The sequence below is a fragment of the Mesorhizobium sp. M0590 genome, from assembly GCF_040320905.1.
In the GTDB taxonomy this organism is placed as follows: domain Bacteria; phylum Pseudomonadota; class Alphaproteobacteria; order Rhizobiales; family Rhizobiaceae; genus Mesorhizobium.
Map to the genome: position 1 here is coordinate 90764 of NZ_JAMYQN010000019.1, position 26940 is coordinate 117703.

The 26940-nt window shown below is 59.5% G+C and carries 26 protein-coding genes and 3 pseudogenes; 11 read left to right on the top strand and 18 right to left on the bottom strand.

The window, feature by feature from the left end:
* The first annotated feature begins 3 nt into the window (after positions 1-3).
* The 6 genes from NKI52_RS26030 to NKI52_RS26055 all read left to right on the top strand — a co-directional run bounded on the left by NKI52_RS26030 (position 4) and on the right by NKI52_RS26055 (position 4934).
* Positions 4-1116, top strand: a complete 1113-nt coding sequence (locus NKI52_RS26030) for a ComEC/Rec2 family competence protein (protein WP_352700246.1) — start codon at positions 4-6, stop codon at positions 1114-1116.
* Complete coding sequence (locus NKI52_RS26035) at positions 1113-1775, top strand: hypothetical protein (RefSeq protein ID WP_352700247.1); 663 nt, start codon at positions 1113-1115, stop codon at positions 1773-1775. Before NKI52_RS26030 ends, NKI52_RS26035 begins: the two co-directional genes overlap by 4 nt.
* 401 nt (positions 1776-2176) lie before the next feature.
* Positions 2177-2401 (top strand): hypothetical protein, encoded by a 225-nt coding sequence (locus NKI52_RS26040; RefSeq protein WP_352700248.1) that lies wholly within the window; start codon positions 2177-2179, stop codon positions 2399-2401.
* 852 nt (positions 2402-3253) lie between these two features.
* Positions 3254-3424: a hypothetical protein gene (locus NKI52_RS26045; protein ID WP_352700249.1), complete on the top strand. Its 171-nt coding sequence runs from the start codon at positions 3254-3256 to the stop codon at positions 3422-3424.
* A 44-nt stretch (positions 3425-3468) separates the two neighbouring features.
* Positions 3469-3894 carry a hypothetical protein gene (locus NKI52_RS26050; protein WP_352700250.1) on the top strand — a complete coding sequence of 142 codons (426 nt, stop codon included), beginning with the start codon at positions 3469-3471 and terminating at the stop codon, positions 3892-3894.
* Entirely contained in the window at positions 3891-4934 is a 1044-nt protein-coding gene (locus tag NKI52_RS26055) for a hypothetical protein (protein WP_352700251.1), read from the top strand. The genes NKI52_RS26050 and NKI52_RS26055 overlap by 4 nt, the downstream gene beginning before the upstream one ends.
* Before the next feature lie 17 nt (positions 4935-4951).
* Here the strand turns inward: NKI52_RS26055 and NKI52_RS26060 are convergent.
* The 13 genes and pseudogenes from NKI52_RS26060 to NKI52_RS26120 form a co-directional block, all read right to left on the bottom strand.
* Positions 4952-5922: pseudogene (locus NKI52_RS26060) on the bottom strand (IS1595 family transposase).
* Positions 5923-6747: 825 nt separating this feature from the next.
* Positions 6748-7089: a hypothetical protein gene (locus NKI52_RS26065; RefSeq protein WP_352700252.1), complete on the bottom strand. Its 342-nt coding sequence runs from the start codon at positions 7087-7089 to the stop codon at positions 6748-6750.
* A 227-nt stretch (positions 7090-7316) separates the two neighbouring features.
* Complete coding sequence (locus NKI52_RS26070; protein WP_352700253.1) at positions 7317-7883, bottom strand: hypothetical protein; 567 nt, start codon at positions 7881-7883, stop codon at positions 7317-7319.
* A gap of 480 nt (positions 7884-8363) precedes the next feature.
* On the bottom strand, positions 8364-8516 hold the full coding sequence (gene ccoS, locus NKI52_RS26075) for a cbb3-type cytochrome oxidase assembly protein CcoS (protein WP_023679633.1): 153 nt from the start codon (positions 8514-8516) through the stop codon (positions 8364-8366).
* Positions 8513-10801: a cation-translocating P-type ATPase gene (locus NKI52_RS26080; protein ID WP_352700254.1), complete on the bottom strand. Its 2289-nt coding sequence runs from the start codon at positions 10799-10801 to the stop codon at positions 8513-8515. Before NKI52_RS26080 ends, ccoS begins: the two co-directional genes overlap by 4 nt.
* On the bottom strand, positions 10798-11295 hold the full coding sequence (locus NKI52_RS26085; protein ID WP_352700255.1) for a FixH family protein: 498 nt from the start codon (positions 11293-11295) through the stop codon (positions 10798-10800). Before NKI52_RS26085 ends, NKI52_RS26080 begins: the two co-directional genes overlap by 4 nt.
* Positions 11292-12851 (bottom strand): cytochrome c oxidase accessory protein CcoG, encoded by a 1560-nt coding sequence (gene ccoG / locus NKI52_RS26090; RefSeq protein ID WP_352700256.1) that lies wholly within the window; start codon positions 12849-12851, stop codon positions 11292-11294. The genes NKI52_RS26085 and ccoG overlap by 4 nt, the downstream gene beginning before the upstream one ends.
* A gap of 132 nt (positions 12852-12983) precedes the next feature.
* Positions 12984-13847, bottom strand: a complete 864-nt coding sequence (gene ccoP / locus NKI52_RS26095; RefSeq protein WP_352700257.1) for a cytochrome-c oxidase, cbb3-type subunit III — start codon at positions 13845-13847, stop codon at positions 12984-12986.
* Positions 13848-13849: 2 nt separating this feature from the next.
* Positions 13850-13999 carry a cbb3-type cytochrome c oxidase subunit 3 gene (locus tag NKI52_RS26100; protein ID WP_352457387.1) on the bottom strand — a complete coding sequence of 50 codons (150 nt, stop codon included), beginning with the start codon at positions 13997-13999 and terminating at the stop codon, positions 13850-13852.
* An 11-nt stretch (positions 14000-14010) separates the two neighbouring features.
* Positions 14011-14742 carry a cytochrome-c oxidase, cbb3-type subunit II gene (gene ccoO / locus NKI52_RS26105; protein ID WP_352700258.1) on the bottom strand — a complete coding sequence of 244 codons (732 nt, stop codon included), beginning with the start codon at positions 14740-14742 and terminating at the stop codon, positions 14011-14013.
* Positions 14733-16364: a cytochrome-c oxidase, cbb3-type subunit I gene (gene ccoN / locus NKI52_RS26110; RefSeq protein WP_352474113.1), complete on the bottom strand. Its 1632-nt coding sequence runs from the start codon at positions 16362-16364 to the stop codon at positions 14733-14735. Before ccoN ends, ccoO begins: the two co-directional genes overlap by 10 nt.
* A 45-nt stretch (positions 16365-16409) precedes the next feature.
* Positions 16410-16712, bottom strand: coding sequence for a hypothetical protein (locus NKI52_RS26115; RefSeq protein ID WP_352700259.1), 303 nt, complete (start codon positions 16710-16712; stop codon positions 16410-16412).
* Between the two features lie 256 nt (positions 16713-16968).
* Complete coding sequence (locus NKI52_RS26120) at positions 16969-17715, bottom strand: Crp/Fnr family transcriptional regulator (RefSeq protein WP_352700260.1); 747 nt, start codon at positions 17713-17715, stop codon at positions 16969-16971.
* Positions 17716-17869: 154 nt separating this feature from the next.
* Between NKI52_RS26120 and hemN the strand changes: the two genes are divergently transcribed.
* The gene (hemN, locus tag NKI52_RS26125; protein ID WP_352700261.1) at positions 17870-19219 is read left to right on the top strand and encodes an oxygen-independent coproporphyrinogen III oxidase; all 1350 of its coding nucleotides are present in this window, start codon (positions 17870-17872) and stop codon (positions 19217-19219) included.
* Positions 19220-19777: 558 nt separating this feature from the next.
* Here the strand turns inward: hemN and queE are convergent.
* From queE to queC, 3 genes are read right to left on the bottom strand one after another with little or no spacing between them, the layout of a single operon-like run.
* The gene (gene queE, locus NKI52_RS26130; protein WP_352453860.1) at positions 19778-20512 is read right to left on the bottom strand and encodes a 7-carboxy-7-deazaguanine synthase QueE; all 735 of its coding nucleotides are present in this window, start codon (positions 20510-20512) and stop codon (positions 19778-19780) included.
* Positions 20509-20865 (bottom strand): 6-carboxytetrahydropterin synthase QueD, encoded by a 357-nt coding sequence (queD, locus tag NKI52_RS26135; RefSeq protein WP_023722053.1) that lies wholly within the window; start codon positions 20863-20865, stop codon positions 20509-20511. Before queD ends, queE begins: the two co-directional genes overlap by 4 nt.
* Positions 20865-21563 carry a 7-cyano-7-deazaguanine synthase QueC gene (gene queC / locus NKI52_RS26140; RefSeq protein WP_352474109.1) on the bottom strand — a complete coding sequence of 233 codons (699 nt, stop codon included), beginning with the start codon at positions 21561-21563 and terminating at the stop codon, positions 20865-20867. Before queC ends, queD begins: the two co-directional genes overlap by 1 nt.
* Before the next feature lie 610 nt (positions 21564-22173).
* Here queC and NKI52_RS26145 point away from each other — a divergent pair.
* A complete protein-coding gene (locus tag NKI52_RS26145) occupies positions 22174-22563 on the top strand; it encodes a hypothetical protein (RefSeq protein ID WP_352595649.1) in 390 nt (129 codons plus the stop codon).
* Positions 22564-23237: 674 nt separating this feature from the next.
* Positions 23238-24122, top strand: a pseudogene (locus tag NKI52_RS26150) (IS1380 family transposase); the annotation flags it as partial.
* A 318-nt stretch (positions 24123-24440) separates the two neighbouring features.
* Here the strand turns inward: NKI52_RS26150 and NKI52_RS26155 are convergent.
* Entirely contained in the window at positions 24441-25646 is a 1206-nt protein-coding gene (locus tag NKI52_RS26155) for a beta-ketoacyl-[acyl-carrier-protein] synthase family protein (protein ID WP_352508066.1), read from the bottom strand.
* Positions 25647-25922, bottom strand: a complete 276-nt coding sequence (locus NKI52_RS26160) for an acyl carrier protein (RefSeq protein WP_352458906.1) — start codon at positions 25920-25922, stop codon at positions 25647-25649.
* A gap of 575 nt (positions 25923-26497) precedes the next feature.
* Here NKI52_RS26160 and NKI52_RS26165 point away from each other — a divergent pair.
* Both NKI52_RS26165 and NKI52_RS26170 read left to right on the top strand, forming a co-directional pair.
* Positions 26498-26599 (top strand): annotated as a pseudogene (locus tag NKI52_RS26165) (LysR family transcriptional regulator); the annotation flags it as partial.
* A 97-nt stretch (positions 26600-26696) separates the two neighbouring features.
* Positions 26697-26940 (top strand): transposase (locus NKI52_RS26170; protein ID WP_352700262.1); only part of this gene is annotated, 244 nt, incomplete at its 3' end.

Below are 26940 nucleotides of genomic sequence, written 5' to 3' on the forward strand. Positions count from 1 at the left end.
CAGATGCATTGTGAGGTTGAGTTTCTGCCGGTTGGCTCCGGCTCCAAAGCCGGTGACGCCATTGTAGTGCGTTATGGCGACGCTGCCGCTTATCATCTGATGTTGGTCGACGGCGGACATGCAGAAACCGGAGACAACATCGTAGCGCATCTCAAGAAGCAGTTCGGGCCATTTCCTGTTCTGGAGCATGTGGTGTTGACGCATTCCGATGCGGACCATGCTTCGGGGCTGCGCACGGTTTTGAGCGAGATTCCTGTGCGAAATCTCTGGATGCATATCCCTTGGCTCCTCGCCGAGGAGTCCCGTCACCTTTTTTCGGATAAGCGATGGACCGCTGAGGGGCTGAAGTCCGCTGTAAAGGCCGAATACGGGACGATCAGCGAAATCTACGACTTAGCTTTGGAAGCTGGCACCAATATTTTCTTTCCATTCCAAGGCACGGACATCGGCCCTTTCCGCGTATGCTCGCCCAGCCGCGTTGCGTACAGTTATCTCTTGCCGCAATTCGAAAAGACGCCCGATCCGGACCAGGCCGCGATTGAGGCGGCACAGATGTGGTTAGGCAAGGAGTCGCTCGCGCGCAAGATCTTGGAAGCAGCGAAGGCCGCGCTGCATGGTTGGACGACGGAGAGTTGGGACAACGAGCGTTTGCAAGACGGGGGAATCACCAGCGCCAGCAATGAAACGAGCGTCGTACTGTATGGCTCTTTTGAGAACGACGCCCGTGTGCTTCTCACGGGGGACACAGGGGTAAATGGATTGCGATGGGCGGCCATTTATGCGGAGAGCGTGGGCCTTCCACTTCAAAAGTTTAGCTTTGTGCAAATCCCCCATCACGGCAGTCGACGCAACGTCGGCCCCATGATTCTTACGCGTCTTTTAGGAGAAATTCAGGCGGAGGTTTCTGCATCACGTTTCAGTGCTTTTGTTTCTGCACCTAAGGACGACGAAAAACATCCCCGCCGGATCGTGTTAAACGCATTTAAGCGCCGTGGCGGCCATATCATTGCAACTCAAGGCGTCGGCAAGGTTCATTGGGGAGGTTTCCCGGCACGTGCTGGATATGACGTTGCGGAAAGTCTGCCATTCTACACACAGGTCGAGGAATATACGTGAGCACAGATGGACCGCCGCGCTCGTTGAAAGATCAGACCCGCTGGCAGCTTTGGCTTACGATTGCCGCGAACTTTGCTTTGTTTTATGGGGTGGCACAGTCTGACGCTCTTGCGGTTTCCGGCATCAAGGGCCTGCTGGTGGGGGCCGCAAACCTTCTTCCGGTCGGGCTAGCTCTCATTGTTACATCAGTCGCAAACGGCCTTCTGAACGCCGCTGCGAAAGCCCGCTTGGTGTTTCTTCGATGGCACTTTGCATTGCCTGGACATCGAGCCTTTAGCAGGCACGGGCCGACAGATCCTCGCATCGATATGTCTCGACTGAAAGACTCTTTGGGAGATACTTTCCCCCGAACACCGGGTGACGAAAATCGCCTGTGGTATCGGTTTTACAAAGACGTCGAGTCAGAGACCGCAATCCTCCATGCTCACAGGGAATTTCTGTTTACTCGCGACTACGCCGCTTTTTCGTTCCTGTTTCTTTTCGGCTTTGGGACCGCAGCGGTTTTCATGGTGCAGTCCCTGAGGGTGTCGCTTATCTATTGCGCCGTTCTGCTGCTACAGTTCTTGGTTGTTCGCCACTCGGCGGCAACCTATGGGGTCCGGTTGGTAACAACGGTGCTGGCGCGCCACGCAGCGAAGACGGTTTGGATTTCCGGGTAGTAGTAGGCCCCTCTTACCCTCACGCCGTCCTCCAAACCTCGACGCTGTTAAAGAGTTCGGACTCGCCGGAGGCGGCGGCTAGTCCAAACCCGGCCGTGTTGTTGGTTCCCGAACACCAATGCTCGACGCGGTGCGCCTTTGCCGGCGAGAGCGGTTCCCCATCCGAACGAGTCGGGTTGGTGAGGGCTGGTGTCAGCCACCGCGCTAGAGCCGGAGGCGACCACAACACCGTCAGTGACATTGAGGAGCCTGGCGATGTGTTGTGTGGCTCCCCATGCCGGCGCCCGCCACCGGACCCTGCAATTTACCGATGGCGTGAATTCGTCGCCGGCCAAGGTGATGATACCAGCGGGATCATATGACTTGGTGTTCAAGGTTCGAGGTCGAAATACACATTTCTTATGTCTGCAACTGCCGTCGTCGCGCTCGCCCTTTCGGCATGCTCGACGCCGGCTTTCGAGTTCGAACGCGTCACCGTCACCAACGCCAGCTACGACAATCCGCTCGCCGCCATCGTTGCGGTTCCGGCGGATCTCGCCATCGTTTCCGCCTCGGAAGACTTCGAGCGAACGCGGGCCGTCGCCGGCCCACCAAGAATGCGGTCGTTTACTTCGCAGTCTACATGACCACTTCGCCGGCGGTGAGCTGGAACCGACCTTTCGCGGTTCCCTGGCAGGTTTGACAGCTTCGAATGGACCCCGAGCCCGGCGCTAACCATGCCGGCCTTTATCGTTGCGGCTTTCCGGTCTTTGGCCGTATTGAGCGGGCCATGAAACAGATCCTCGCCGCGACTCATCGCTGTCGCCGCCACCTCGGCACACGCCGAAGAAATGACGCTGACACCAGCCATGGCGAAAGCAGCCACCTCCGCTATCAAGATGAACGGGTCCAACTGCCCTGCGGCGAAGAGCGCATAGAAGAAAGGGCCTGATGCCCGAGGCGATGTCGTCAAGGTGCATTGCGGTCCCGACGATGGAACCGACAACGTCTTCGCCGACTTCTCCTACCGTGTCACGTTCCAGCCGGACGGCGGCATAGACGTCACCGAGTGGTAATTCGGCCTTGACCGATGTTCCTATTCCGTTCTATCGTAGGAATAAATTCCTAATTATATACGTGACAAAGTATGCGTGATTCGATAGAGTGTCGGGGCGTGACAGGCCGGATTCGGCAGACAAGTGGAAAAATGCGAAAACGCCTATTTGGCACTGGAAAAATATGCGTTTTGCATATTTCATAATGGCGGAGCGGATTCTTCCGCTTTGATACGACTTCCCCGGATGGCTCGGGGAAGAAGGCACCCGTAGCGGGGTGCGCCATCCAGCGACGCCCGTTGGGGCGGGGTGTGAGCGCTTTTGCGGGCCGACTCACCCCCTCCATCGCGCTGGAACGTCAATTGATCGGGATTTCGTGACTCGGTGACAAGAGTCCCAGCCCTAAAAACCGATTCATTTCATGGCTTGCTGGGGAAAACACGCATGAGCGGTGGAAAACCGGGAAAAGATTCCGACGAAAAGCGCTTCAACGAGACCGTACAGCGGCTGCTGAAGACGCCGCCGAAGCCGCATGATACGACCGCCCAAAAGAAACCGGAAAGCAATAATAGCAAAAAGCAGGGGGACAATCCGCCCAACCATTGCAAAACTTAGCGCTTCAGGCGATAAGTCGCCAGTTTCCGGGGGGAAGACTGACAGTGCCTTTTGTACCTAAAGAACAATTGCCAGACGTGCCAGACGGCCAATGCCCGCCTATCGACGCAATCGGAATGAGTGGGCGATTTATTAGGTTGGTTGCAGGGCTGGAAATAGACGAAGTGTTTTTCCATTCTCATAATGCGCTTGGTTTACCCCCGCGCAAAAATACAGACCCATGCATTTGGGCGGCATGTTCGCTGATCATCTACGATGAGAATTGGGGAGAAGGGCCTATCGCTCGCGTTCGCGATTTCGCGCAAAGCGTTGGCCTGCTCAAACACAAGACATTTGGCGCGATTCTTGATATAACTCCCAATTCCGGTGTTGGTCACCGTGGCACGGAGGAGTCGCCTCACGTGAGCTTTTGGATGGCGGCAGACTTTGACCCGGCTGGGGCAGTAGTCGACGTTGTGAGCCTGCTATGAAGGCTCGCAACAAAAGGCACGCCTCCTACATCCAGACGCTGGTGTATTACGACGGGCCAGTCCTTGCACTGTTGCAAGATCGGCAGGGCAACAACGTAGTCGCCTTTGCCGTCCCAGATGAGATTGAAGGGTTCGACGAGCCGTTCATCGCGAAGTCCACGAGCCCAAAACTTCTCTCAGATTATCTTCGACAGCGGATCGATCTAAGCTACCTAATGCGAGAGCGACGGGGCGGTGAGCCTTATCTGTTTGATTGGGCAAAGTTTGAAAATGAGGTGCAACTCGTTCCCGCCGAAACGGTTGTCGAGGATGTGGCTAATCTATTGCCGTCCCCCGGGTTTTTTGCCCGAAACCACACTGAGCAATTCAAAGGCATAAAACTCTCGGTGCTGGCGAGCCATACATACCGGATAGATGGCAGATGGTCCGCGAACGACTTCTCACGGTTTTATGCCAAGCTTGATGACCTATACAGCTTGTTCTCGTATCTCGATGAAGTGAGAGACGCGACCGGGCCGCTCGCCCAGAAACTGGTCGAAAAAATTGCGAAATATCCTTGGCAGCGCGGAGGAAGCTATCTCGGATTTTTCAGGGATATCGCAGCGGAATCCAAAGAGGATTATCCGCTCCAGGTGTCGAAGATAAAATATGCCTCACCGGGCGTCATAGAGGTTAAAGGAGTTTATAGCTCTCTTGCGCAGATCGACGCTCTGGTTGGCATATTCGACGCCAACAAAGCTGATCTATCAAGCCTTTATCGTGAATTGCATGGGATCTTAGAGCGAGACAGCGTTTTGGGGACCGGGGACCAAGATTTCTCCAACAGTGCCACGGCAAAAATGGCCGTGGAGAGGGCGGACAAGCTTTTGGTAGGTCTTAGTGTCAGCGATCCGAACGCAGTGAAAGAGGCATGTCAAAATCACTTCGTGCCTTATGCAAAAATAGCATTAGCTATTTATCGTCGCGGCGAGGAGTTTCACCGCTTTCACGCTGAGGGCCGGATGCGGCTTCCCTCAGAATTTTCTTCCTCAGGGCGATAAGCTTACGCGCCTTCTGCCTAAGCCTGACTGGCTTCACCAATCCGCCGATAGGTAAGGCGCTTGCCTTCGATCATTGCAAGCAACTGGTCGTGACGTTCGGTGTCAGTCACCTTAAGCGCTGTGCGGCGATTGTAACGGAAATCGAACTCGGCAAGGTAGCGGTGCAAGTGAGCTTCGCCGCAATGCTGGTAGACGCCAATCATGCCGCGCTTGAACACTGAAAACACGTTCTCAATCGTATTCGAATGGATCGCCACGCCGCCCTCGTAGCGGACGTATTCGCCAGCGGAATGAATGGTTGTCTTGTGTGAGGCGTATTCCTCGCCAGTGGTGGTGTAGAGCTTTGACTGGTCGGTGTAGAGCGTTGAGTTGCGGTCGGCATTGCGGACCAGGATATCGCGCACAACTGCCTTGGTGGCGTGCTGGACGTGAACCATGCGGGCTTTGCCGCCACGCTCGACAAGGCCGATAACCGTGCGCTTCGGCTTCATCTTGCGCTTCAAGCGCGGCTGGCCCTTGCGCTGAGGCGAAAGGTAATCGCGGTCGACGCGACCGATATAGGTTTCGTCGGCGGCACGGTCTTGGCTTCGCCGCCAAGCGGGCCAGCGGACTTCACGTCTTCCTCCATGGCTTCACGGATGCGGTGAGCCATGAACCAAGCGGTCTTGTAGGTGACGCCAAGCATACGGTGCAGCTGGTGGGCACTCATGCCTTTCTTGGACGAAGCCATGAGGAACGTTGCCAGAAGCCACTTGTTCAAGGCGATCTTGGAACGCTCGAACACGGTGCCGACAGTGACGGTGAACTGTTCGCGGCATTGCATGCAGTTGTACAGGCCGGGGCGGTGCGCCTTGCCTTCCATCTTGGTGATACGGTCTGGATTGGCATTGCCGCAATGCGGGCAATTAGGACCATGCGGCCAACGTCGCGCTTCCAAATGGATGCGGGCGGCGTCGGCGTCTTGGAATATGGGGTTGTCGACGCGCATTTGGCTAACTCCTTGGAATCGTTTATCCCAAGTGGCGCGTACTTTGTCAAGTATATAATTGGGAATAAATTCATACGGTGAAGAATGCCGAGGCGATGGGCTGATGAGGCCGAACTAGCCGCGCTTATCATGGTGCGCGCCAACGCGGGGAAGCGGGTCACGCTCTCCCCGGATACCGCACTATTCGTCGGATTGAAGCTGTTGACTGCCTCGGCGAAACCGACGGCCGCCGAGGTCGCACTTATGATCTGCGATAGCAAGTGTGAGCGCCCGTGTTACCCCTGCCAAGGCAAGGCCAACAGGATAGTCCGCGCCTACGGCACTGCGCCGGCTAACGCCGGTCTACACAGACAAGCATATGTTTACGCTACTGAAAAGTCGGCGAGACACCCGGAATTGCGTGACCTGTTACTTTGGTAGTGCTTTTTATTTAGTTGCGGGTTGTATTATGTCTTGTTTCCGAGATGAAAAGGGGTCTGCAATGAAAGCTTACGGCAAGATCCTACTTGTCGCCGCAACGGGTTTGTTACTACGGCGGCGTATTCTGATACGTGCGATACGGGGAAAGACTCTTGCAGCATAACATGCCCCAAGCGCTGCTATGCGTCTTGGATGCCACCGCAAAAACCTGCAGCAAGGGCTGTAGTGACACGCTGGTTGAGAAGAAGAGTCACACTCTTTATATGTCAATCAACGGATTGACGAAGCAAGAGCTAATCGCTCTTGAAAGGAAAAAAGCTCGCAGATTGAGATTGTTACGTTTCGGCGGTCAAGGTCTTGCCGGTTTCGAAAGCGATCATGTCTGCATTCCCTTGTTTGAGAATTCTAGATCAATATCAAGAGGTTGCGAGGCCACGGGGCGACGCAGTCCAACTGGCTTTCCGGGATCTCGCCGGACAGGATGCAGCCGTATCGGTCATAGGCGCCGATACCTGGGGCGAAGAACCATGCGGAACGCCCGGCGGCATCGGTGTGGGCGCCGTCCTCCTCGTCTCGAAAAGGGCGGAGCGGCCCGACACAGAGGCCGCCTCGGGTGCGATAGGTTCCGCCGGTCCTGACGTCGATTGGTTCGCCAAGATCTTGGTCTTGACCGGCTTTAGCGAGCCTGGCTGCAGCCAAGATCAACTTGCTGAATTCGGGCAATTCTATATTTTGGGTGACCGCCATGTCGAAGCGTCCTCTTCGGTTGTGGTTAGAGCCGGCGAGTGTTTACATCACTCGCCGGCTCACTCACACTTCGACAAATCCATTCGAAAATCAAGTACAAAACGCGCTTGCCACGTTTTATTAGGTGATGGCGGAAGATATCTTCCCATGTTGTTTACGATATGCAAACGATTACTGATTTTTACGTTTGCGATATACAAACAGAGGTCTAGAATCCCCGAATGCTATCAGTGCAGGCGCGTGCTCGCGACACTCTCTATGCGCGGCTCGTCGCCCGATAGATGAGTTGTGCCGGACAGCCAGAGCCTACCGGAGGCGTGCGGGTCCGCCGTGCGTATGATCTTATCTCGGGCAACGGGGGAAACCGCATCCGTCGCAGCCAAGCCGTTCTTGACGATGACGCCGATGTGAGAGGCATTCAAGGATTGAAGCCGCCGTGCGTGCTTGCTGACGCCCGCATTCAGGGCAGCTTTGAAGTCGTTGTTAACGCGGAGCACGGTTGCTCGGGCGAAATCGGCAGGCAAACGGCCGCGCCAATCCTGCAGGTCGGCTTCCGTCAAGCAATGCAATTCTTTGTCAGCAATAGCGGCGTCGGACAGAATGTGCTTTCGCATACGATTGCCGGCATCAAGGCGAGCGCCGCGAGCGCGCTCAACCTTCTCGCGTTCTAATATGTAAGCCTCGGTGACACTGCGGCCGGTTACAGGGTCGCCAGCGGCCTTTGAGACGGCCTCGATACGTTTGCCTCGACCAGTCTTCGTGCCGCGCCGACTGCTTGCTGGAAAGAAAGACACGTCACGCCGTCCGCGTCCATCGCATCGTCAGCAGTCGCAACCGTTTCTTGCCGGTACTTGCCGTCAAGCGCACCACCCAACGCCCACCTCGCGGCGCGACGCGGTAGCCCAGGTGCACGGTCGGGTCGATTGATCGCCAATGAGTTCCGGGCGCCAATTTCGCACGCGCGGCCTTAGTCGTGACCGGCGACTCTTCAAGCGTTCTTGGCATTACTTCCCCCGCGACTCGTCTAATATTCTTATAATATCGCCCCGCGTAGACCTGTGGAGGCCAATGGAGAGATGCCCGCTAACTTATTGAATTATGTGGAAACGTATGGAAAATAGCAATGCGCGAAGCGGCACAAACGCAGCACTTTCCTGGCCGAAATTCGGCAACGTATTCTGGCTGATCGGTTCGCACCCGTCGCGCGCCGAAATCGGCATGACGCGAAGCAACCGCGGAAAATATTCGAGCGAGTCGTTGCAGGGCAGGCTGGCTCAGCTGCGTGGCTCGTCGCGGTCGATCAGGATCCGCTCGGCGGCGCCATCGAGATCTTCATATTGGCCGCTCCTCAAGGCCCACAGAAACCCGGCCAGCCCAAGCGCTCCGAGGAACAGGGCCACAGGTATGAGGTAGGCGAGCGTCGTCATGAGGATTGTGCCAGTGCGCCAATGTCGGAGTGCCTGTCATGTCGGGCATCTTGCACCGATGCATTTGACACGAAACCTTGCAAGCGTAGCGCATTGCCGATGACCAGGAGGGACGAGGCGGACATCGCGACCGCCGCGATCAGTGGCGTAACGTGCCCCAGGATGGCGACCGGCACGGCGATGCCATTGTAAACGATCGCGAGGGCGATGTTCTGCCGGATCAGCCGTCCGGCCTTCCGCGAAATGTCTAAAGCAAGTGGGACCGCCAGAAGACTTTTACGCAGGAACACGAAATCCGCGGCGTTGCGACCGATATCCGCCGCCGTGGCCGGAGCTATCGAAACGTGTGCGGCGCCCAATGCAGGCGTGTCGTTGAGCCCATCGCCGACCATCAGCACCTTGTGGCCAGTTCGCGTCAATGCTTCGACGTGTTCGACCTTCCCGGAGGGAAGCAACGCGGGAACGAAGCGCTCGACGCCCAGTGCTTCCGCAACTTCGCCGCAGGGAGCTTCTGTGTCGCCCGACAGCATCTCCACCGACACGCCGGCGCCGTTCAGTTGCTCGATGGCCGCCTTGGCATCGGCACGCAGCTCATCCTCGAAATCGAAAGTCGCGACAATGACCCCGTCCTTCGTCAGAACGGTTCCGCCATAGCCTTGTTTGCCTTCGCCGCCGATCCGAGCTTTCCACTCACGCCATCCGCGGCGACCCAGCCGCCAGGTACTGCCCTCGGCGATGGCTTCGATGCCGAAGCCCGGATGCTCGCTGACGGACGCGAGTTTCGGCTGGCCGGCAAAGGCTGCATTGCCAGCGATTGCCTTCGAAAAGGGATGGCGGGAATGCGCTGCCATCTCGGCCGCCATGGCGAGCATCGTCGGATCGATGGACGGCGCATTGATCAGCCTGGGCAGTCCGAGCGTAAGCGTGCCGGTTTTGTCGAACAATGCCGTGTCGATCCCCGCCAGGCGCTCCATGGCGGAGCCGTCCCTGACCATGACGCCGCTTTCAAACAGCCGCCGCGCAGCGACCACCTGCACGATCGGCACGGCGAGACCGAGCGCACACGGGCATGTAATGATCAAAACGGCGATCGCGATTGTTATTGCCCGGTGCCAGTCGCCGGTCGCCGCCATCCAGCCGAGGAACGTCACAAAGGCGGTGAGGTGGACCACGGGGGCATAGAGCGCGGAGACGCGATCGGCGATCCTGCGATGGCGGGCGCGGCCGCCCTCTGCCGCTTCCATCAGCCGAACGATTTCGGCCAGGAATGAATCCTTCGCGGCGGCCGTCGCCTCGATGGTCAGCGGACCGGTGAGATTGAGTGTACCGGCCTGGACCTGCGCCCCCGGGCCCACCGTTCTGGGCGTGCTTTCCCCGGAAACCAGGGAACAGTCGAGATCCGATGCCCCGCCAATGATCCTGCCGTCGATGGGCACCCTCTCGCCAGCCGCAATCAAGAGCTCCATTCCTGGTTCGATCTCGCCAACCGGCAAGTAGTCGCGCGAACCATCCTCGCGCAGCACCATGGCGCCGCGCGCCGCCAGCCGAGCCAGTCCGTTTACGGCCGTCCGTGCCCGTTCCCGCATCACGTGATCCAGCGTGCGGCCGATCAGCAGAAAGAACAGCAGCGACACCGACGCGTCGAAATAAGCATGGTCGCCATGGTTGATCGTCTCGTAGAGGCTCATGGCGTAAGCGAGCGATACCCCGACCGCGATCGGCACGTCCATGTTCATGCGGCTGTGGCGCAGCGCATTCCAGGCCGAGCGAAAATAGATGCCGCCGGCGAAAGCGAGCGCAGGAATGGCAATCAAGGCCGAGACCCAATGGAACAGGTCGCGGGTCGCGCCTTGCGCGCCGGACCAGACGGAGACTGATAGCAGCATGATGTTGCCCGCCGCAAAGCCGGCGACCGCGACGGCGCGGATCAGTTCCGAGAGCGTCTTGTCCTTCCCGCTAGCCTCGGGATCGAACAGGTGCGCGCCATAGCCCAGCCGTCCAAGTGTGGCGACGAATGGCGGAACCTCCTCGCCGCGCCACCGGACCGAAACACGTTTCGTCGAAAGATTGACACGAGCGCCTTCGACGCGATCTAGCTTGCCGATCGCCGTCTCGATCGTCTGGATGCAGGCGGCACAATGCACAGCCGGCACCGAGAGGTCGGTCTGGCGAAGATTTTCGCCAATCGAGCGGCTCGCCAGTCTGATTTCCTGGCCAGAAGGCAGGACCAGTGTGACCTTTTCCAGGTCCAATGCCATTTCGGCGCCTGGCGCGCAGCAGCTCATTGCAGCGCCCCGTGGGAAATCATGATCCGGCGAACGTCGCGATAGGGTTCCGCAAGGCTCGCATCGGCGTCGATTTCGACGATCCAGAGGCCATCCTTGGGCGTGTGGTGCGCGGCGAATATCTGACCGGAGGCAGCCTCAAGAGTGACGGATTTGTCCTCGGCCTCGTAGGCGGGATGACGGAACAGCACCTTGACGCCATGCAAGGCAACCGGCTTGCCGACAGCATCGGTGAGGCTGTAGCGGACCTCACCGCCTGCGATGGTCAGTTTGCCAGTCCAGCCGAGGGCCGCCTGAGCTCGCCCTTGCTCGGCCTTTTTGTTGAATTGCTGGCTCGCCACATAGGTGTTTTCGACGACAAGGCCGGTCCAGCTCGTGTTGGCGAGCGTCGCCATCGCCAGATTGACCGCTATGACCACGCCGAAGAAGCCAAGGATGGTGAACAGCATATGCCTGCCGGTGAATTCGCGGGATTGTCGCGAGGTGTCGCTCATCTGGCGCTCTCCGGTGCGTTGAAAGTGGCCGTATATTCGTCCGATTCGAACGTTGCCTTGTTTTCGACCCGGAACTTGAAGCTTTGCGCTGCACCCCGAACCTGATCTGCCGGCTGACGCACGAAAACCTTGAGCATCTTCAGCCGGTCGGGTTCGACCGGGACGGCGAAGGAGCGATCCGCCGGCAGGTCGATGCCGACAACGCTTATTTCGGCTCCATGCAGGCCCTGCATCGTGACAATGATCGTTCTTGGTTCGGGGATCATGTTGAGCAGCTTGACGGTGTAGCCGTTGCGGATCGAACCGTCGGACAGCGTCACGAACTGCGGGTTGCGATCGTGCAGGACATTCAATTCGAGCCGTTCGCGGGTCAGCAGCGAATAGAGCAGCGCGAGACCGACCGCCGACCAGGCGCCCATGTAGATGAAGGTGCGCGGGCGAAAGATCTTGCGAATATGGAAACGGGCCACCTTGTCGGAGAACAGGCCGTCAGCGCTCCTGACCAGTGACGGGTTGACTGAACCGGAGCCGCCCGGGGTCGCCAGCATCACATTGGCGTTGTAGTCGGCCAGCGTCGCATAGGAAATCAGTCCGCGCTCCCTGCCGAGCTTGTCCATGATACCGTCACAGGTATCGATGCAGAGCGCGCAGGTGATGCATTCAAGCTGCTGGCCATCACGAATGTCGATCCCCATCGGGCACACCGCGACACAGGCATTGCAGTCGACGCAGTCGCCGACGGGCTGCCCGGCGGCAAGGACCCTCTTGGCGTGACGCGAGCGCGGTTCGCCGCGCCAGTCATTATAGGTGACGGTGAGGGAATTCTCGTCGAGCATGGCCGCCTGGATGCGCGGCCATGGGCACATGTAAGTGCAGACCTGCTCGCGCATCAGCCCGCCGAACGTATAGGTCGTCGCCGTCAGCACGGCGACGGTGATGTAGGCGACGGGGGCGGCGGTGCCGGTGAAGAGTTCCCCAAGCAGCATCGGCGCATCGGCGAAATAGAAAATCCAGGCGCCGCCGGTCAGCACCCCTATGACCAGCCAAATGGCGTGTTTCGATGTTCGCAGCACGAGTTTGCGCGCAGTCCAGGGACCGGCATCGAGCTTGATGCGCGCGTTGCGGTCGCCCTCGATGGCTCGCTCGACGACCAGAAACAGATCGACCCACACGGTCTGCGGGCACGTATAGCCGCACCAGGCCCGGCCGACGGTGGATGTGATCAGGAAAAGGCCGACACCGGCCATGACCAGCAGGCCGGCGACGTAGTAGAATTCCTGCGGCCATATCTCGATGAAGAAGAAGTAGAAGCGGCGGTTGGCAAGATCGACCAGCACGGCCTGGTCAGGGGCAAATGGCCCGCGATCCCACCGCAGCCAGGGGGTCAGGTAGTAGATCCCCAGCGTGATTGCCATCACCGACCACTTGAAGCGGCGGAAACTGCCAGAAGCCCGGTTCGGGAAGATCTTCTTGCGTCCGGCATAGAGCGGCTGACGGGTCTTGGCGGAGTTGACCGCATCGGCTTCGAGCCGTTCTATTTGCGTGTTATCGAGCACGAGAAGCTCCAGTCACCAGCGACGATTTCGCCGGAAGCCCGACCCATCGGTTTCTGGATGATGCCGAGGCCCGGCTCGCGCCGGGCCTCGTCGCTTGGCGGTTGGGGGGAGGACGAGAATAGGCTTGCGTTCCTATTCTCCGCCGCCAAGCGAATGGACATAGACCGCGAGTTCCTTGACCTTGATCTCGCCGAGACGCCCGATCCAGGCCGGCATGACGCCATGCCTCGGGGCGCGGACCTGCGCGGCGATGGCTGTTTCGCCAGACCCGTAAAGCCAGATCGCGTCGGTCAGGTCGGGTGCGCCGAGCTCCCTGTTGCCCTTTGCATTCTCACCATGACAGGCCGCACAATTCTCGGCGAAAACATTGGCGCCGAGTTCGATCAGGCTTGTGTCCTGAACAGGATCGGAGAGGCTTGCGACATAGGCGCCGACCTGCTTGATCTGATCCGTCGTGATGATGTCGCCAAAAGCAGGCATTTCCGACAGGCGCGTATCCGGGTCACATGCGAAGCGGATGCCGTGCGCAATCGTCTGCTGGATCTGTTCGGCGTTGCCACCCCACAGCCAATCGTCGTCGTTTAGGTTGGGAAAACCCTTGGACCCTTGAGCGCCCGAGCCATGGCACTGCACGCAATTGACCTTGAACGCGGCGCCACCTGCGGCGACCGCGAATTCGCGTAGTGTATCGTCGGCAGTAATCTCGGAGACGGTCTTCGCCTGAATGGCAGCGACATATTTGCCCTTGGCCACTTCGGCCGCCGCCAGTTCAATCTTGACGTCTTTGCGGCTCGAATACCCCAGCACACCCCTGGTCGCGGAGGTCAGCATCGGCCATGCCGGATAGACGACGGTGTAGCCGATCGCCCAGGCAATGGTGATGTAGAAGGTGATGACCCACCAGCGCGGAAGCGGGTTGTTGAGTTCCTTGATGCCGTCCCACTCATGGCCGGTCGTCGAGATGCCCGAAACCTCGTCGATATGCTCGCTGCCCATGATCAGTCGTCCTTGAGAGGAATGTGAGCGGCTCTCTCGGCTTGCCTGCGGCTGCCGGGACGAAATGCAAAGGCAACGCATCCGAGGAAGAAAAGTGCCATGGCAAGCAGGCCCCAGCTGTCGGCAAACTCCCGCATGAAATTGTAGGTCATCGCCATTCTCCTCAGCGGTAACCGGCGGCTTCGTCATAGGTCCTGAAATCGACCAGCGTGCCGAGCATCTGGAGATAGGCGACCAGCGCATCCATTTCGGTGAACTGCTGCGGATCGCCGTCGAAGTCCCCAAGCTTGGCCTTCGGATAGCGTCTCTCCAGGCCCGATGTATCGGCATTCGCATCGGCCTGCGCCATGAGATCGGCATTGGCATGAGCGATCATGTCGTCGGAATAGGGCACACCGACACGGCTGTTGGCGATCAGATGCGTCGAGAAATCCTTCACCTCGATTGGCATGTCCTTCAGGAACGCGTAGCTCGGCATGATCGATTCCGGCACCACCGAACGCGGCTCGGTGAGATGCTGGACGTGCCATCCGTTCGAGTAGCGGTCGCCGACCCGGGCGAGATCCGGCCCGGTGCGCTTCGAGCCCCACTGGAACGGGTGGTCGTACATCGACTCGGCCGCCAGGCTATAGTGGCCGTAGCGCTCGACCTCGTCGCGGAACGGCCTTATCATCTGGCTGTGGCAGAGGTAACAGCCCTCACGCACATAGATGTTGCGCCCGGCGAGCTCGAGCGGCGAATAGGGCCGCATGCCTTCGACCTTCTCGATGGTGTTGTCGAGATAGAAGAGCGGCGCGATCTCGACGATACCGCCGATGGTTACGACCAGCAGGGACCCGAGGAGAAGAAGTGTGGCGTTCTTCTCGATGACCGCGTGTCTGTCCATCAGGCCCATTTTCTGGCTCCTGATCGCACAGGCTGGAGGGCGGGGATGGAGCGCGGCATCGGATCCTCCTCGCGCTGGTAGCCGAGGATGGTCATGGCGACGTTCCAGGCCATGATGAGGGCGCCCGACAGATACATCGCGCCGCCGATGGCACGCATGATGTAGTAGGGATGCATGGCGGCGACGGTTTCGGCGAAGGAGTAGACCAGGAAGCCCTGCTCGTTGTATTCGCGCCACATCAGGCCCTGCATGACGCCGGAGACCCACATCACCGCGGCGTAAACGACGATCCCAAGCGTCGCCAGCCAGAAGTGCCAGTTGACGAGCCGCAGCGAATAAAGCCGGTCGCGGTTCCATAACTTCGGGACCATGAAATAAATCGCGCCGAACGAGATCATGCCAACCCATCCGAGCGCGCCCGAATGGACGTGACCGATGGTCCAGTCGGTGTAGTGCGAGAGCGAGTTGACGGCCTTGATTGACATCATCGGGCCTTCGAAGGTGGACATCCCGTAGAAGGCGATGGCCATCACCATCATACGGATGATCGGGTCGGTGCGCAGCTTGTCCCAGGCGCCCGAGAGCGTCATCAGGCCGTTTATCATGCCGCCCCATGACGGCATCCACAGCATGATCGAGAACACCATGCCGAGCGTCTGGGCCCAGTCCGGCAGGGCGGTGTAGTGGAGGTGGTGCGGACCGGCCCAGATGTAGAGAAAGATCAAAGCCCAGAAGTGGATGATCGACAGCCGGTAGGAATAGACCGGTCGGTTGGCTTGCTTGGGCACGAAATAATACATCATCCCGAGGAAGCCGGCGGTGAGGAAGAAGCCGACGGCATTGTGGCCGTACCACCATTGCGTCAGGGCGTCCTGTACGCCGGAGAAGGCTGAATAGCTCTTGGAGCCCAGGAAGGAGACCGGCATCGACAGGTTGTTGATCACATGCAGCATCGCAATGGTCACGATGAAGGCAAGGTAGAACCAGTTGGCGACATAGATGTGCGGTTCCTTGCGCTTTAGGATCGTGCCGAGGAACAGGATGAGATAGGCGACCCAGACAATGGTCAGCCACAGGTCCACATACCATTCGGGCTCGGCGTATTCGCGGCTCTCGGTGATACCGAGCAGGTAGCCGGTTGCCGCCATGACGATGAACAGCTGATAGCCCCAGAACACGAACCAGGCGAGATCGCCGCCGAACAGCCTGGCACGACAGGTCCGCTGCACGACATAAAGTGACGTGCAGATGAGTGCATTGCCGCCGAAGGCAAAAACCACGCCGGAAGTATGCAAAGGCCGCAGTCGGCCGAAATTGAACCAGGGCTGGATGTTGAGATCGGGGTAGGCGAGCTGCAGGGCGATGACCACGCCGACCAGCATGCCGACGACGCCCCAGAATACGGTGGCGACGGCACCGAAGCGGATCGGCCCATCCATGTAAGCGGCGGGGTCGATCGGAACTGCCGGCTTGAACTCCGTGTTGCGCAACAGAATCGCAGTGAAGCCAGCCACGGCGAAGAACAAAACCCACATATGCCGGCGAAAAGGTTCATCTACGCCGAAGCCGGCAGCCACCAGGGCCGCAAACGCAAACAGGCTTAGAAGGACGATCTCTGTGCCGAATTTCATCGCAAGCCCCGATTTCCAATTCCGGCGGGCGCCAACCGCAGTGCCTTATTGCGCAGCCGTGGCCTGCTCGCCCTGATCCATGTCAGAGCCGCACGATTTTGCTTCGAGCAGCATCGAGTTCGGTGCGATCAGACTGTGGCGATCGAATGTGGAAGCGCAGCACCGGCCGCCACGCTTATGGACAGGCCCCGCGTCCCCGGTCGGGCCGGGTATGGAGGCGATCGCGGGCGTGTGGGGAAGCGCGCCTTCTGTGACGCTGGAAAGTGGGCAGATGCCTTGCCGAACGTCGATCGTTTCAATGCCTTGGGACAGCCAGCGCCAGCGTTGCGCTGCCTTCGTGACATTCATGGTTCGGGGAGACGGCGATTTTCCCCTGCGTATGAGGCGTAATGACTTCGGCCGAGTGCGATCCTGCCTGGAACAGCCGGTTGCACGTCGAGCACGTCGAGGATGGATGCTTCTCCGACGAGTTGGCCGAAACGCACCTGGCTCATGCGATCGGATGGAGAGCGGGCTGTCGCTATGCGACTTCTTCTAAGCCCAACGCGAGCATGCCCTGCCCCGAACGAAGTAAGTGACGTAGGCCATGCAGCTTCGGTGTCATTCAAACGGCGGTTGCGCCTCGGCCGCCGCAGCGCCGTTCCAGCCGGCTCATGCTGTCCACGGTGACACGGCGGTTGTTCTCGATCCGAATCACGCCGTCCATTCTCAGGCTGGTCAGCTGACGGCTCACGGTCTCGTTTGTAATTCCAAGGAAATCAGAGATGTCGGCACGCGTCATCGGCAGCTCGAAGCACGCCGAGCTGGCCGCCGGGTCAACACTGGAATCGATGTTCCGGGCGATCATGAGGAGAAAGCTCGCCACCTTCTCCGGTGCGGTCTTGCGCCCCAGAGTCACCATCCATTCGCGTGCCTCGTCGAGTTCGTTCAGCGCCTGCTTGAACAGGCGATGCACAAATTCCGGTGATTCCTTCATCATCCGTTCGATGGCCGCTCTCGGAAACGAGCATAGCGAGACAGCTGTTGCCGCTTCCGCATTGATCGCGCTTTTCATCTTGAAGGGCCGTCCCAGAAAATCCGGCGCGAACTGGAGACCGACGATCTGCTGGCGGCCGTCCGAAAGGCTCTTCGTGAGCTTCACCACGCCTGAAAGCACGTTTGAATAACAGTCGACCGCCTCGGCGTCGCCGATCAGTTCGACCCCCGGCTCGATATTGTGCCGCGACGACGTCTTGGCGAGCTGAGCCAAATGGTCTGGTTCGAGCGCACCACAGACACCGCGGTGCCGTGCCTCGCAAGACAGGCAAAGAACGGGAATGCCGGAACTGTGAATGTCCTGCCGTAATGTCATTCGATCGCTCTACCGGTCCAGTGCGGGCAGGATAGCAATCGACGGTAGAAAAATCCTTGCGGCAGTTTGTCCGTGCTGAAGGTTGATCGAAATCAGGGCTTAGGCTCATCCAAGCATCCACAGTTCCGGCGACGCAAACACGGTGGACCACGACATGCGACTGAAGCTAGCTGCCAGACTTGGCGAGAACGTCCCGCGCTATACCAGTTATCCGACAGCGCCGCATTTTCATACAGGCATTGATGCTGCAATTTGTCGTGGCTGGCTGCAGGCGCTCAACGATGGCGATGAGATCTCGCTCTATCTGCACATCCCGTATTGCGACAAGCTTTGCTGGTTCTGCGCTTGCCACACCAAGCAGACACGCCACTACGAATCAGTGACCACATATCTTCGCTCACTGCATGCCGAGATCGCCACCGTCGCCGGTCTTGTCGCAGGCAAGGGCCGCGTGCGTGCCGTCCATTTCGGCGGCGGTTCGCCGACGATGCTCAAACCGGAGGATCTGGTGGCGCTGGGAACCGTCCTGCGCAACAGCTTCACGTTTCTGCCCGGTGCAAAGATCAGCGTTGAGATCGACCCCAACGATATGGACGATGCCCGCCTCGATGCACTTGCCGAAATCGGCATGACCCGTGCGAGCCTCGGCGTCCAGGATTTCGACCCGAAAGTGCAGAAAGCGATCAACCGCGAGCAGAGCTTTTTGCAGACCAAGACGGTTGTTGATGGCGTTCGTTCGCGCGGCGTCGAATCCGTCAATCTCGATCTGCTCTACGGCCTGCCGCATCAGACCAGGGAGAGCGTCGCCTCCACGGTTGCACAGGCACTGACCCTGGAACCGGATCGGATCGCGCTTTTTGGCTACGCCCATGTGCCGTGGTTCAAGAAACATCAGACGATGATCGACGAGGCGTGGCTGCCAGGGCCAGAGGAGCGATTTGCTCAATCGCAATTGGCAGCGCGGGCGATCATCGACCAGGGATACGAAGCAATCGGGCTCGATCATTTCGCCAAGCCGGGCGATGGGCTGGCGCTTGCGGCCCGCGCCGGGACTTTGCACCGGAACTTCCAAGGCTACACCGAGGACCGCTACGAGACCTTGATCGGCCTCGGCCCATCGTCCATCAGCCAGTTTCGCCAGGGCTATGCACAGAATATGCCTTCGACCGCCGAGTATGGACGCATGGTTGCTGATGGCGGGCTGGCCGCTGTTCGGGGTATCGCGCTTTCCGACGACGACCGTGTTCGCGGCTGGATCATCGAGCGGCTGATGTGTGACTTCGCCTTCTCGGCGATTGAGCTGGTGGAGCGCTTTGGCGAAGCCGGCCAAAGACTTCTCGTCCGAGCGAGTTCCACGGCCCTCCAAGATCCTGCGCGGTTGCTTGAACTTGATGGTGACCGCTTCGTCGTGCCTGCGGAAAGCCGGCCCTTTGTCAGGAGCATCGCGGCAAAATTCGACAAATATTTCGAAAGTGGAACGGCCAGGCACTCAGCGGCAGTCTGAGCACCGCAGAGGAACGGTCATGGTTCTCAGTCGATCGTGAACCGATTGCGCTACATTTTTCACTGTTGATCGGCGACCGTCGTGTCGAGACAGGATTCGGAGCGGACCAGACGCGTCTTGGCATAGCGACGATATCGTCCGGTCGTGCCTTCCGGCGCCGTATTCCATTTCGCAGTCCCTGAAGCGCCACGTCGAGTCCGGCCTCTTTTCTGTATCGGAAGCAGTCGACAATCGTCCTGGCCAGATCATGGTTGTCGGCCGACAGCTCCCTTCGGCCTTGCAACAAGAATCCGCAAGGACCGTGCCAGCTGCAGCAGGCGCCGCCGAATCGCACCACCATACTATCCACCCGTGGCTCGCACTAACCTTTGATTGGTTCGCGCCAGGCCGACGCCCGTCGAAACCGAGCCTCGGCAACAATCCGAGTCGTAAGCGGCTGGCCACGCTCTTGGTGCCGGTGGCAGAAGTCCGCAAGCATCCCGGCAGCGCCGTAAAGCTTGGGACAACCCGTCCACCCGAATATCCGCCGGCACAGTTTCAGTGAAAAGCGGGCCTAGGCTAGACGGCTCTCTTGTTACCCCAGAGCATAACGTGCAGCTGCGGCAGCACACGGGCTTCGAACCACCTGTCGCGGGTCACGCTATCAACCAGCCACTCCATGCGCTTCAATATTCCGTCAAGGTCGACAGGCGCGTCTTCATTTGCGGGGCGTGGCGGCGTGTGATTGCCGGGTTGCAGATAGATCGGAAGTCGCGGAAATCTCGCAGCGGCGTCTTTCGCGTAGGCGTAGTCCCTTTCATCGAAAACAATGAGCTTGAGCACGACTTGCGGCCTGCCTTGTGCCGCCTGGAGGCACGCCTCGAAAGCGGCCCAATCGGTCGTCATTTGGCTTGACGGCGGCTTTGGGCTGAGGACTAGCACGTCAAGGTCGGCAAACCAGTCTCTGGCCACCGAACCTTGGGTTTCCAGCGCAAAACGGTAACCTTCACCATGGCCTCGCTCGATGAGCGCGCCGAGCGGCTGGATGGCCGGATTGCCGCCTGACAGCGACACCATCAGCGGGCGGCCACCGGAAAGCGCAAGCACGTTTTGCCACACCGCGCCAATGGACATCATCTCCCATTCATGGCGGAATTGATTGTCCACCGCATGCAGGCTGTCGCACCAGGAACAGCGATAGTCACACCCGCCGGTTCTGACGAAGACCGTCGGCAAACCGATGAGCACGCCCTCGCCCTGGATCGTCGGCCCGAAAATCTCACTCACGCGGATTGCGGGATGCGTATCGGTCATGGCCGGTATTCCGCCCAGGTTTTCGGTGTTTCGCTCACCCGCACGGCCGAGGTTTCGCGCAGGCGTGCCTTGCACCATTCATAAAAATGTCTGGCCAGATATTCCGCCGTGACTTGCTCATGTCCCAGCACGTCGTTGAGATGTCGATGGTCGAAGCTCTCGTCGATGTAGCGTTTGAATGGCGCCAAATCGTGATAGTCGCGCACGAAGCCGTTGTCGTTCAGTCCATTCGCTGAAAGCTCCACTTCAACGATGTAGTTATGCCCGTGCAGGCGCGCGCATTGGTGATCGGGTGGCAACGAGGTGAGCTGATGCGAGGCTGAGAAGTGGAATTCCTTGGTGATGCGGAACATTACGCGGTCCTCCTTCGCAGCGCATCGAGCCAGAAGTCGGAGTCCTCGTAGTCGGTGGGGTCCGGCTGCCCAGAGAGATGAAACGCCTCGCGCCGCTCGACGCAGGTCCCGCACCTCCCGCAGTGACGCTCGGCGCCCTTGTAGCAGGACCAGGTCTGCGCAAATGGCGTGCCGTATGCTGCTCCATTCCTAACAATGTCCGCCTTCGTGAGATTCACATAGGGTGCATAAATGCGAATCTTCGCGTAGCCGTCGAGCGCGTGGTCCTGCATCATCTGGAAAGCGTCGATGAAGGCCGGACGGCAGTCGGGATAAATGAAATGATCCCCACCATGCACGGCCGTCGCCACCGCGTCAGCGCCGTGCGCTGCGGCGAAGCCGAAGGCAATGGCTAACATGATGGCGTTCCGGTTCGGCACCACCGTGACCTTCATCGTGTCTTCGGCGTAGTGCCCGTCGGGCACGTCCACATTATCGGTCAGCGCGGAGCCGGAAAGGCCGCCGCCGATCTCGTGGATGTCGATGATGCGGTGCGGGACGCTCAGTCGCTCCGCGCAAAGGGCGGCGAAGCCCAATTCCTTTCTATGCCGTTGGCCGTAATCGAAAGATAGGAGGCCGGCGAGTTCGTGCTCCGCTGCCACCTTGTGAGCAAGGGTAACGGAGTCCAATCCGCCGGAGCAGACGACGAGAGTCTTCATTTTTGGGTCCTTGTTTTAACCGGGTAGGCTGCGACCGGAGATTTCTCTGCGCTCCCAGTACTTCAGGAAATCCATTTTGTGAAGTGAACGGGGGACGAGTTTCATGCGCTGACGTGCCGCTGTGTGCAAGGCGCCCTCGCGGTGAGCCTGCAAGGAACACTGACTAGCGAAACGTCACGCTTCAGCGGAATGCTCAAAGGCGAGCGCACCAGAATAAGCTCTGCAGGAGGTCCGGACCTTCGTAAACAAAGTTCTCGACGATCAAGCGCCCGGCGGTCCCGAGCTTCGAGGGACGCCACCGCGAGGGCTTCAGGTACAAGACGGCCCGAGGATGGGCTTGCCGCAAGAGAACGGACTTACCAGTGGATGTTCAGCGACGCCGATGCAGATGTCTGGAATGATCACGACATCAATTGTCGCGGCAACTTTGGCTGGCCTGCTCCTCGGGCTCCGTAGATCCAGCGCATTCCGCTTCAGGATCGGTTCGAACCGGAGCACGCCCTCGGTCAATAGACGACCGGCAAACCCTGAATGATCGGTCGTGAGCCGACATCTGTGAACAAGCGGTGTGGTCGATTGCTATCACCCATGTGTTGCGCGCAGGTATCTTATGGCAGTGGATGAACTGGATTTGATGATTTTACAGCTGGCGGTCGAAAGCGTTCGCTCGCTCTCCTTAAGCTTCGCAGAAAAGGCCGCCGAGGTAGCCACCAGGAGCCGCGGCATCCTGCTTTTCGACGTGCGGGTCGACGGTGACGCGGAGGTCCAGCGGGTCGCAGCCATCCGATATCAGGGCGACCAGATCGGCGTGCTGGCGTTGGACAGACAGGGCCTTGTTACCCACCATTGCATCGTCAACGGTACGTTCTCACATTTCACTGCGCCCTTGGAGAACTGGCACAGCATGCCCCTGTCGATGCAGGCCAAGATCAATGCCAACGGCCATGCCAGTCTCTTCCTAGGGGCCTTGCGAAATGCCGGACATTTGCTGGGCAGCTAGCATTTGGCCAGAATGCATCTGTGAATTTTTGCATGCGCATCGCTGCCGACACCGCCTGGCATGATTGTCGTGCTCGAAAACGGCTGCGGCGATCGCGGCAAAGCGATCGCCGCGATGATGGCGATCAACGCGTGGGCGTTGCATAGATGCGCGATCGTTTAGACGGAGGTCTCCGCCTGCCATCGAGCAACATGCACGGAGGTACGCAAAGCGCAAATGCGTCAAGTAGTTGAAGGGACGAGCCCCTCGCGCAAATGGAGCTTGCGCTGCCGTCGTCGTCCCATCGTGCCGCCGAACTCGGGGGCGTGACGATCGACCACGATGGCCTGTTTTTTTGCAAAGCCGAATGTCCCAACCGAAGCCAAGGAAAAAACTCCGACCCCAGCGAAGAATAGTAACAACACGGGCGACGCAAGCCGCCTTGCCCTCTAGCAGGGGAGGTGCTTGCGGTGCTCTCACCGACACAAGATCGCAAATGGCATGTGGGTGAGCACCAGAACTGGCGACACGCATGGTGATCGGCTTGACTCGCTGGAGGAAGCACAAGGCCTCAGTGGGCGGAGGCGCCAGCGACGGTCGAATACTGGCTGGCTGCTCGGGATCTGATCGTTGAAATGACGTAGGATTTGGTTGCTTAAGCCGATCCGAACCATTTCCCGGAGACCACACCCACCATGAACGATCTTGCGCTGCCGCTGAGCGGTTTGTCATCAGTCGGCGGCAAGTCCGTCGTCGCCCGTTTCGACGGCGGCATGCTGTCTTCCAACAGCGGCGTTCTGGCCTTGGCCGAGGTGGAAAAGCGGTTGCGGGTGGCCGAGCGTCTGGCGCGTTGGATCGACGATCCGCGCTGCCCGGACCAGGTCGTCCACAGCCTGGCGGACATGATCGGCTTTCGCATGAAGATGATCGCCGCCGGCTACGAGGACGGCAACGACGCCAACCGGCTGCGCTGCGATCCGGTCTTCAAGATGGCCCAGGATGCGCTGCCGTCGGGTCGGGATCTGGCGTCGCAATCGACGCTGTGCCGGCTGGAGAACCTGCCCGGCGTGCGGGAGCTGGTCGCGATGGGACGGGCGATGGTCGATCTCTATTGCGCCTCGTTCCGGCAGGTGCCGAAGCGGATCGTACTCGACATTGACGACACCTTCGACGCTGTGCACGGAGGCCCACAGCTTCGCCTGTTCAATGCCCACCATGACGAGTACGGCTTCCAGCCGATCGTCGTGTTCGATGGTCCGGGACGGTTCGTCAGCGCGATCCTGCGACCGGCCAAGCGGCCGAGTGGGGCTGAGATCCGCCCCCACCTGCGCCGTCTGGTGCGGGCGATCCGGATCAACTGGCCGAACATTCGAATCCTGCTCCGCGGCGATAACCATTATTGCAACCCGCAGGTCATCGACTGGTGCCGCGCCAACGACGTCGACTTCATCTTTGGCCTCGCGCCCACCACGACCCTGCGCAAGCATGTCGCGGATCTGGAGGCCAGCACGACGGCGCGCCTCGAAGCGTCGGCCAAGACAGGCAAGGTCCGCAGGTTCAAGGAGTTCGTTGACGGCGCCCGCGGCGCGGCCGGGCCGGCAGCACTCAGGCGACTATAACGGGCGCAGAGCCGACCCTGCGGCTTCCAGACATTGTCGTGTACAGCTTCAGACCCTCAAGCCGAGCCCGCAGGGCCTCGCTTACCTTTTACGGGGCGGCGGTACGTCCAAGCCGCTTCAACAGTTAAGAATTTCGCAAAGACGATACCCCCGGATCGTCGAGCTTCCGCTGCCACTTCCCGCATTCGCCGAGGCGGTCAATGACCCGCCCTTCACAACGTTATCCGGCAAGCATCTGGATGCGAGAGATAATGTTGCCGGAGGCATCTCTCATGGCTTCTACACCTGCCTGAACGCCAGAACCGCGTTCGTGCCGCCAAAGGCGAAGGAGTTGCTCAGTGCCACGCGCACCTTGCGCTCGCGTGCCACATTGGGCGTGACGTCGAGATCGCAATCGGGGTCCAGCTCACGATAATTGGCAGTCGGCGGCACGACGCTCTCGCGGATAGCCATCACGCAGGCGATCAACTCGAGCGCGCCGGACGCGCCGAGGCAATGCGCGTGCATGGACTTGGTAGAAGAAATGGACATTGAGAAGGCGTGCTGACCGAAGACGCGCTTGATCGCCGCCGTCTCGATCTGGTCGTTGGCCTTGGTGCCGGTGCCGTGCGCGTTGAGATAGTCGACATCCTCGGCGTCCAGCCTGGCATCGGCAAGGCAGGCCCGCATTGCTGCCTCCGGCCCCTCGACAGTCGGCGCGACGATGTCGGACGCATCGGCGGAAAGGCCGGCACCGGCAATTTCGGCAAGGATGGTGGCGCCCCGAGCCAGGGCATGCTCGTAGCTTTCCAGCACCGCCATGCCGGCACCTTCACCAAGCGACAGGCCCTGGCGATCGGCCGAGAATGGCCGGCAAGTATCGGGCGAAAGCACGCGGATCGCTTCCCATGCCTTCAGCACACCCCATATGAGCGGCGCTTCGCTGCCGCCGGCAAGCATCACGTCGGCCCGGCCGAGCCTGATCTGGTCCACCGCGCAGGCAATCGCATGGTTTGCCGAGGAACAGGCGGACGTGACGCCGAAGACCGGCCCGCGCAGGCCGAGACTCATGCTGACCTGGCCGGCAGCGGCACCCGGCATCGCCTTGGGTACAGTCAAGAGAGCGGCACGCTTACCGCCCAGAAGGATGGCGCGGTAGGTTTGCTCGATCGCATCCCACCCGCAGCCGCCAACGCCCACCGTCGCACCGAAGCGATACCTATTTCCCTCTTTGGAGGAAAGTCCGGCCTGACGCATGGCTTCGCGCGCCGCAAGCACAGCGAGCAGGCTGAAGCGGTCCATGGAGATGAGTTGCTTGCCGTCGATGTCATGCTCCGGCAGCGCCTTGATCTCGGCACCGATCCTGACCCTCAATTCATGGAGCTCGGAGTTGACGATTGGGCCGATGGCGGAGCGGCCTTCTCGCATCTCTGTCCAAATGGCGGCGGCGTTGGTCCCAAGCCCGCAAATACCGCCAATCCCAGTAATCACGACGCGCCTGTCCATTCACACCCCCTTAGCGAGCAAGCTGCGCACGGCTTCCACCATGTCCCCAACATTCTGGAGATCCGACCATGCCTCGGCCGTATTCATCTCGATCTGGATGCCGTAGGCCTGCTCCAGGTCCCAGAGAACGTCCGCCAATCCCAGTGAATCGATACCGAGCGAAGTCAGTCCCGTGGCAGCCGTTATCTCGCCGCCTGTGGCAGGCGCTATGCCGCCCTCCGACGCGGCGCGCTTCTTGATAATGGCGATTATTTCGTTGGCGAGTTGATCTGCCATCTTGTTCCTTTCCAGCTTGCGTTTTCGGCGTCGTTCAAAACCCGAGTCGCGTCGCGTTGCCAAAATTGCCCCTCATAGAGCCTGTGCGACCGACCAAGCCCAATGCCCATAGGAACCGGACGAGTTCCGGCTTCTGCGGCGTCAGCCCGATGACGAAGAAAAGTCGCCGGCCTCCCGCTTTTGCGCCAGCACATCAAGAATCTGCGTGTAAATGGATAGGAACCGTCGTCAAACGTCAGCTAAACGCTGCGACGGTGGGTGCTGTCAGCGTATTCACTCGGCACCTCATATGTAATCGAGATGTTTCATAGCTCCGGACCAGTTGCGATCAACTATTGTACCGGTCCGCCATTCGTCGGAGAGTTCGACATGATCGGAGCGCTGCCTCTCATTCCCAGTACAATCTCCACCGCACGCGACAGATTTCCTCTTTCGGGCTCTTCTCAAGGGACTCGCCACGCGATAGAGGCAGTGATCGGCGCACGTGAGGTCCTGCCAAGTCCATGCGACATTCCGGAAAATTGGTAAAATCGTTTGTTTCAATCAAATGCATCCACGCTATGGATAGCTAAGACATGCGTTTCAAAGGGCTCGATCTGAATCTTCTCGTCGTTCTCGACGCGCTGCTGAGCGAGCGCGGCCTCACGGCGGCGGCACGCCGCATCAACCTAACCAAATTCATGGGGGTTGGTGGATGTGGCGCAAGCCGTTGAAATGACGTAGGATTTGGTTGCTTAAGCCGATCCGAACCATTTCCCGGAGACCACACCCACCATGAACGATCTTGCGCTGCCGCTGAGCGGTTTGTCATCAGTCGGCGGCAAGTCCGTCGTCGCCCGTTTCGACGGCGGCATGCTGTCGTCCAACAGCGGCGTTCTGGCCTTGGCCGAGGTGGAAAAGCGGTTGCGGGTGGCCGAGCGTCTGGCGCGTTGCATCGACGATCCGCGCTGCCCGGACCAGGTCGTCCACAGCCTGGCGGACATGATCGGCTTTCGCATGAAGATGATCGCCGCCGGCT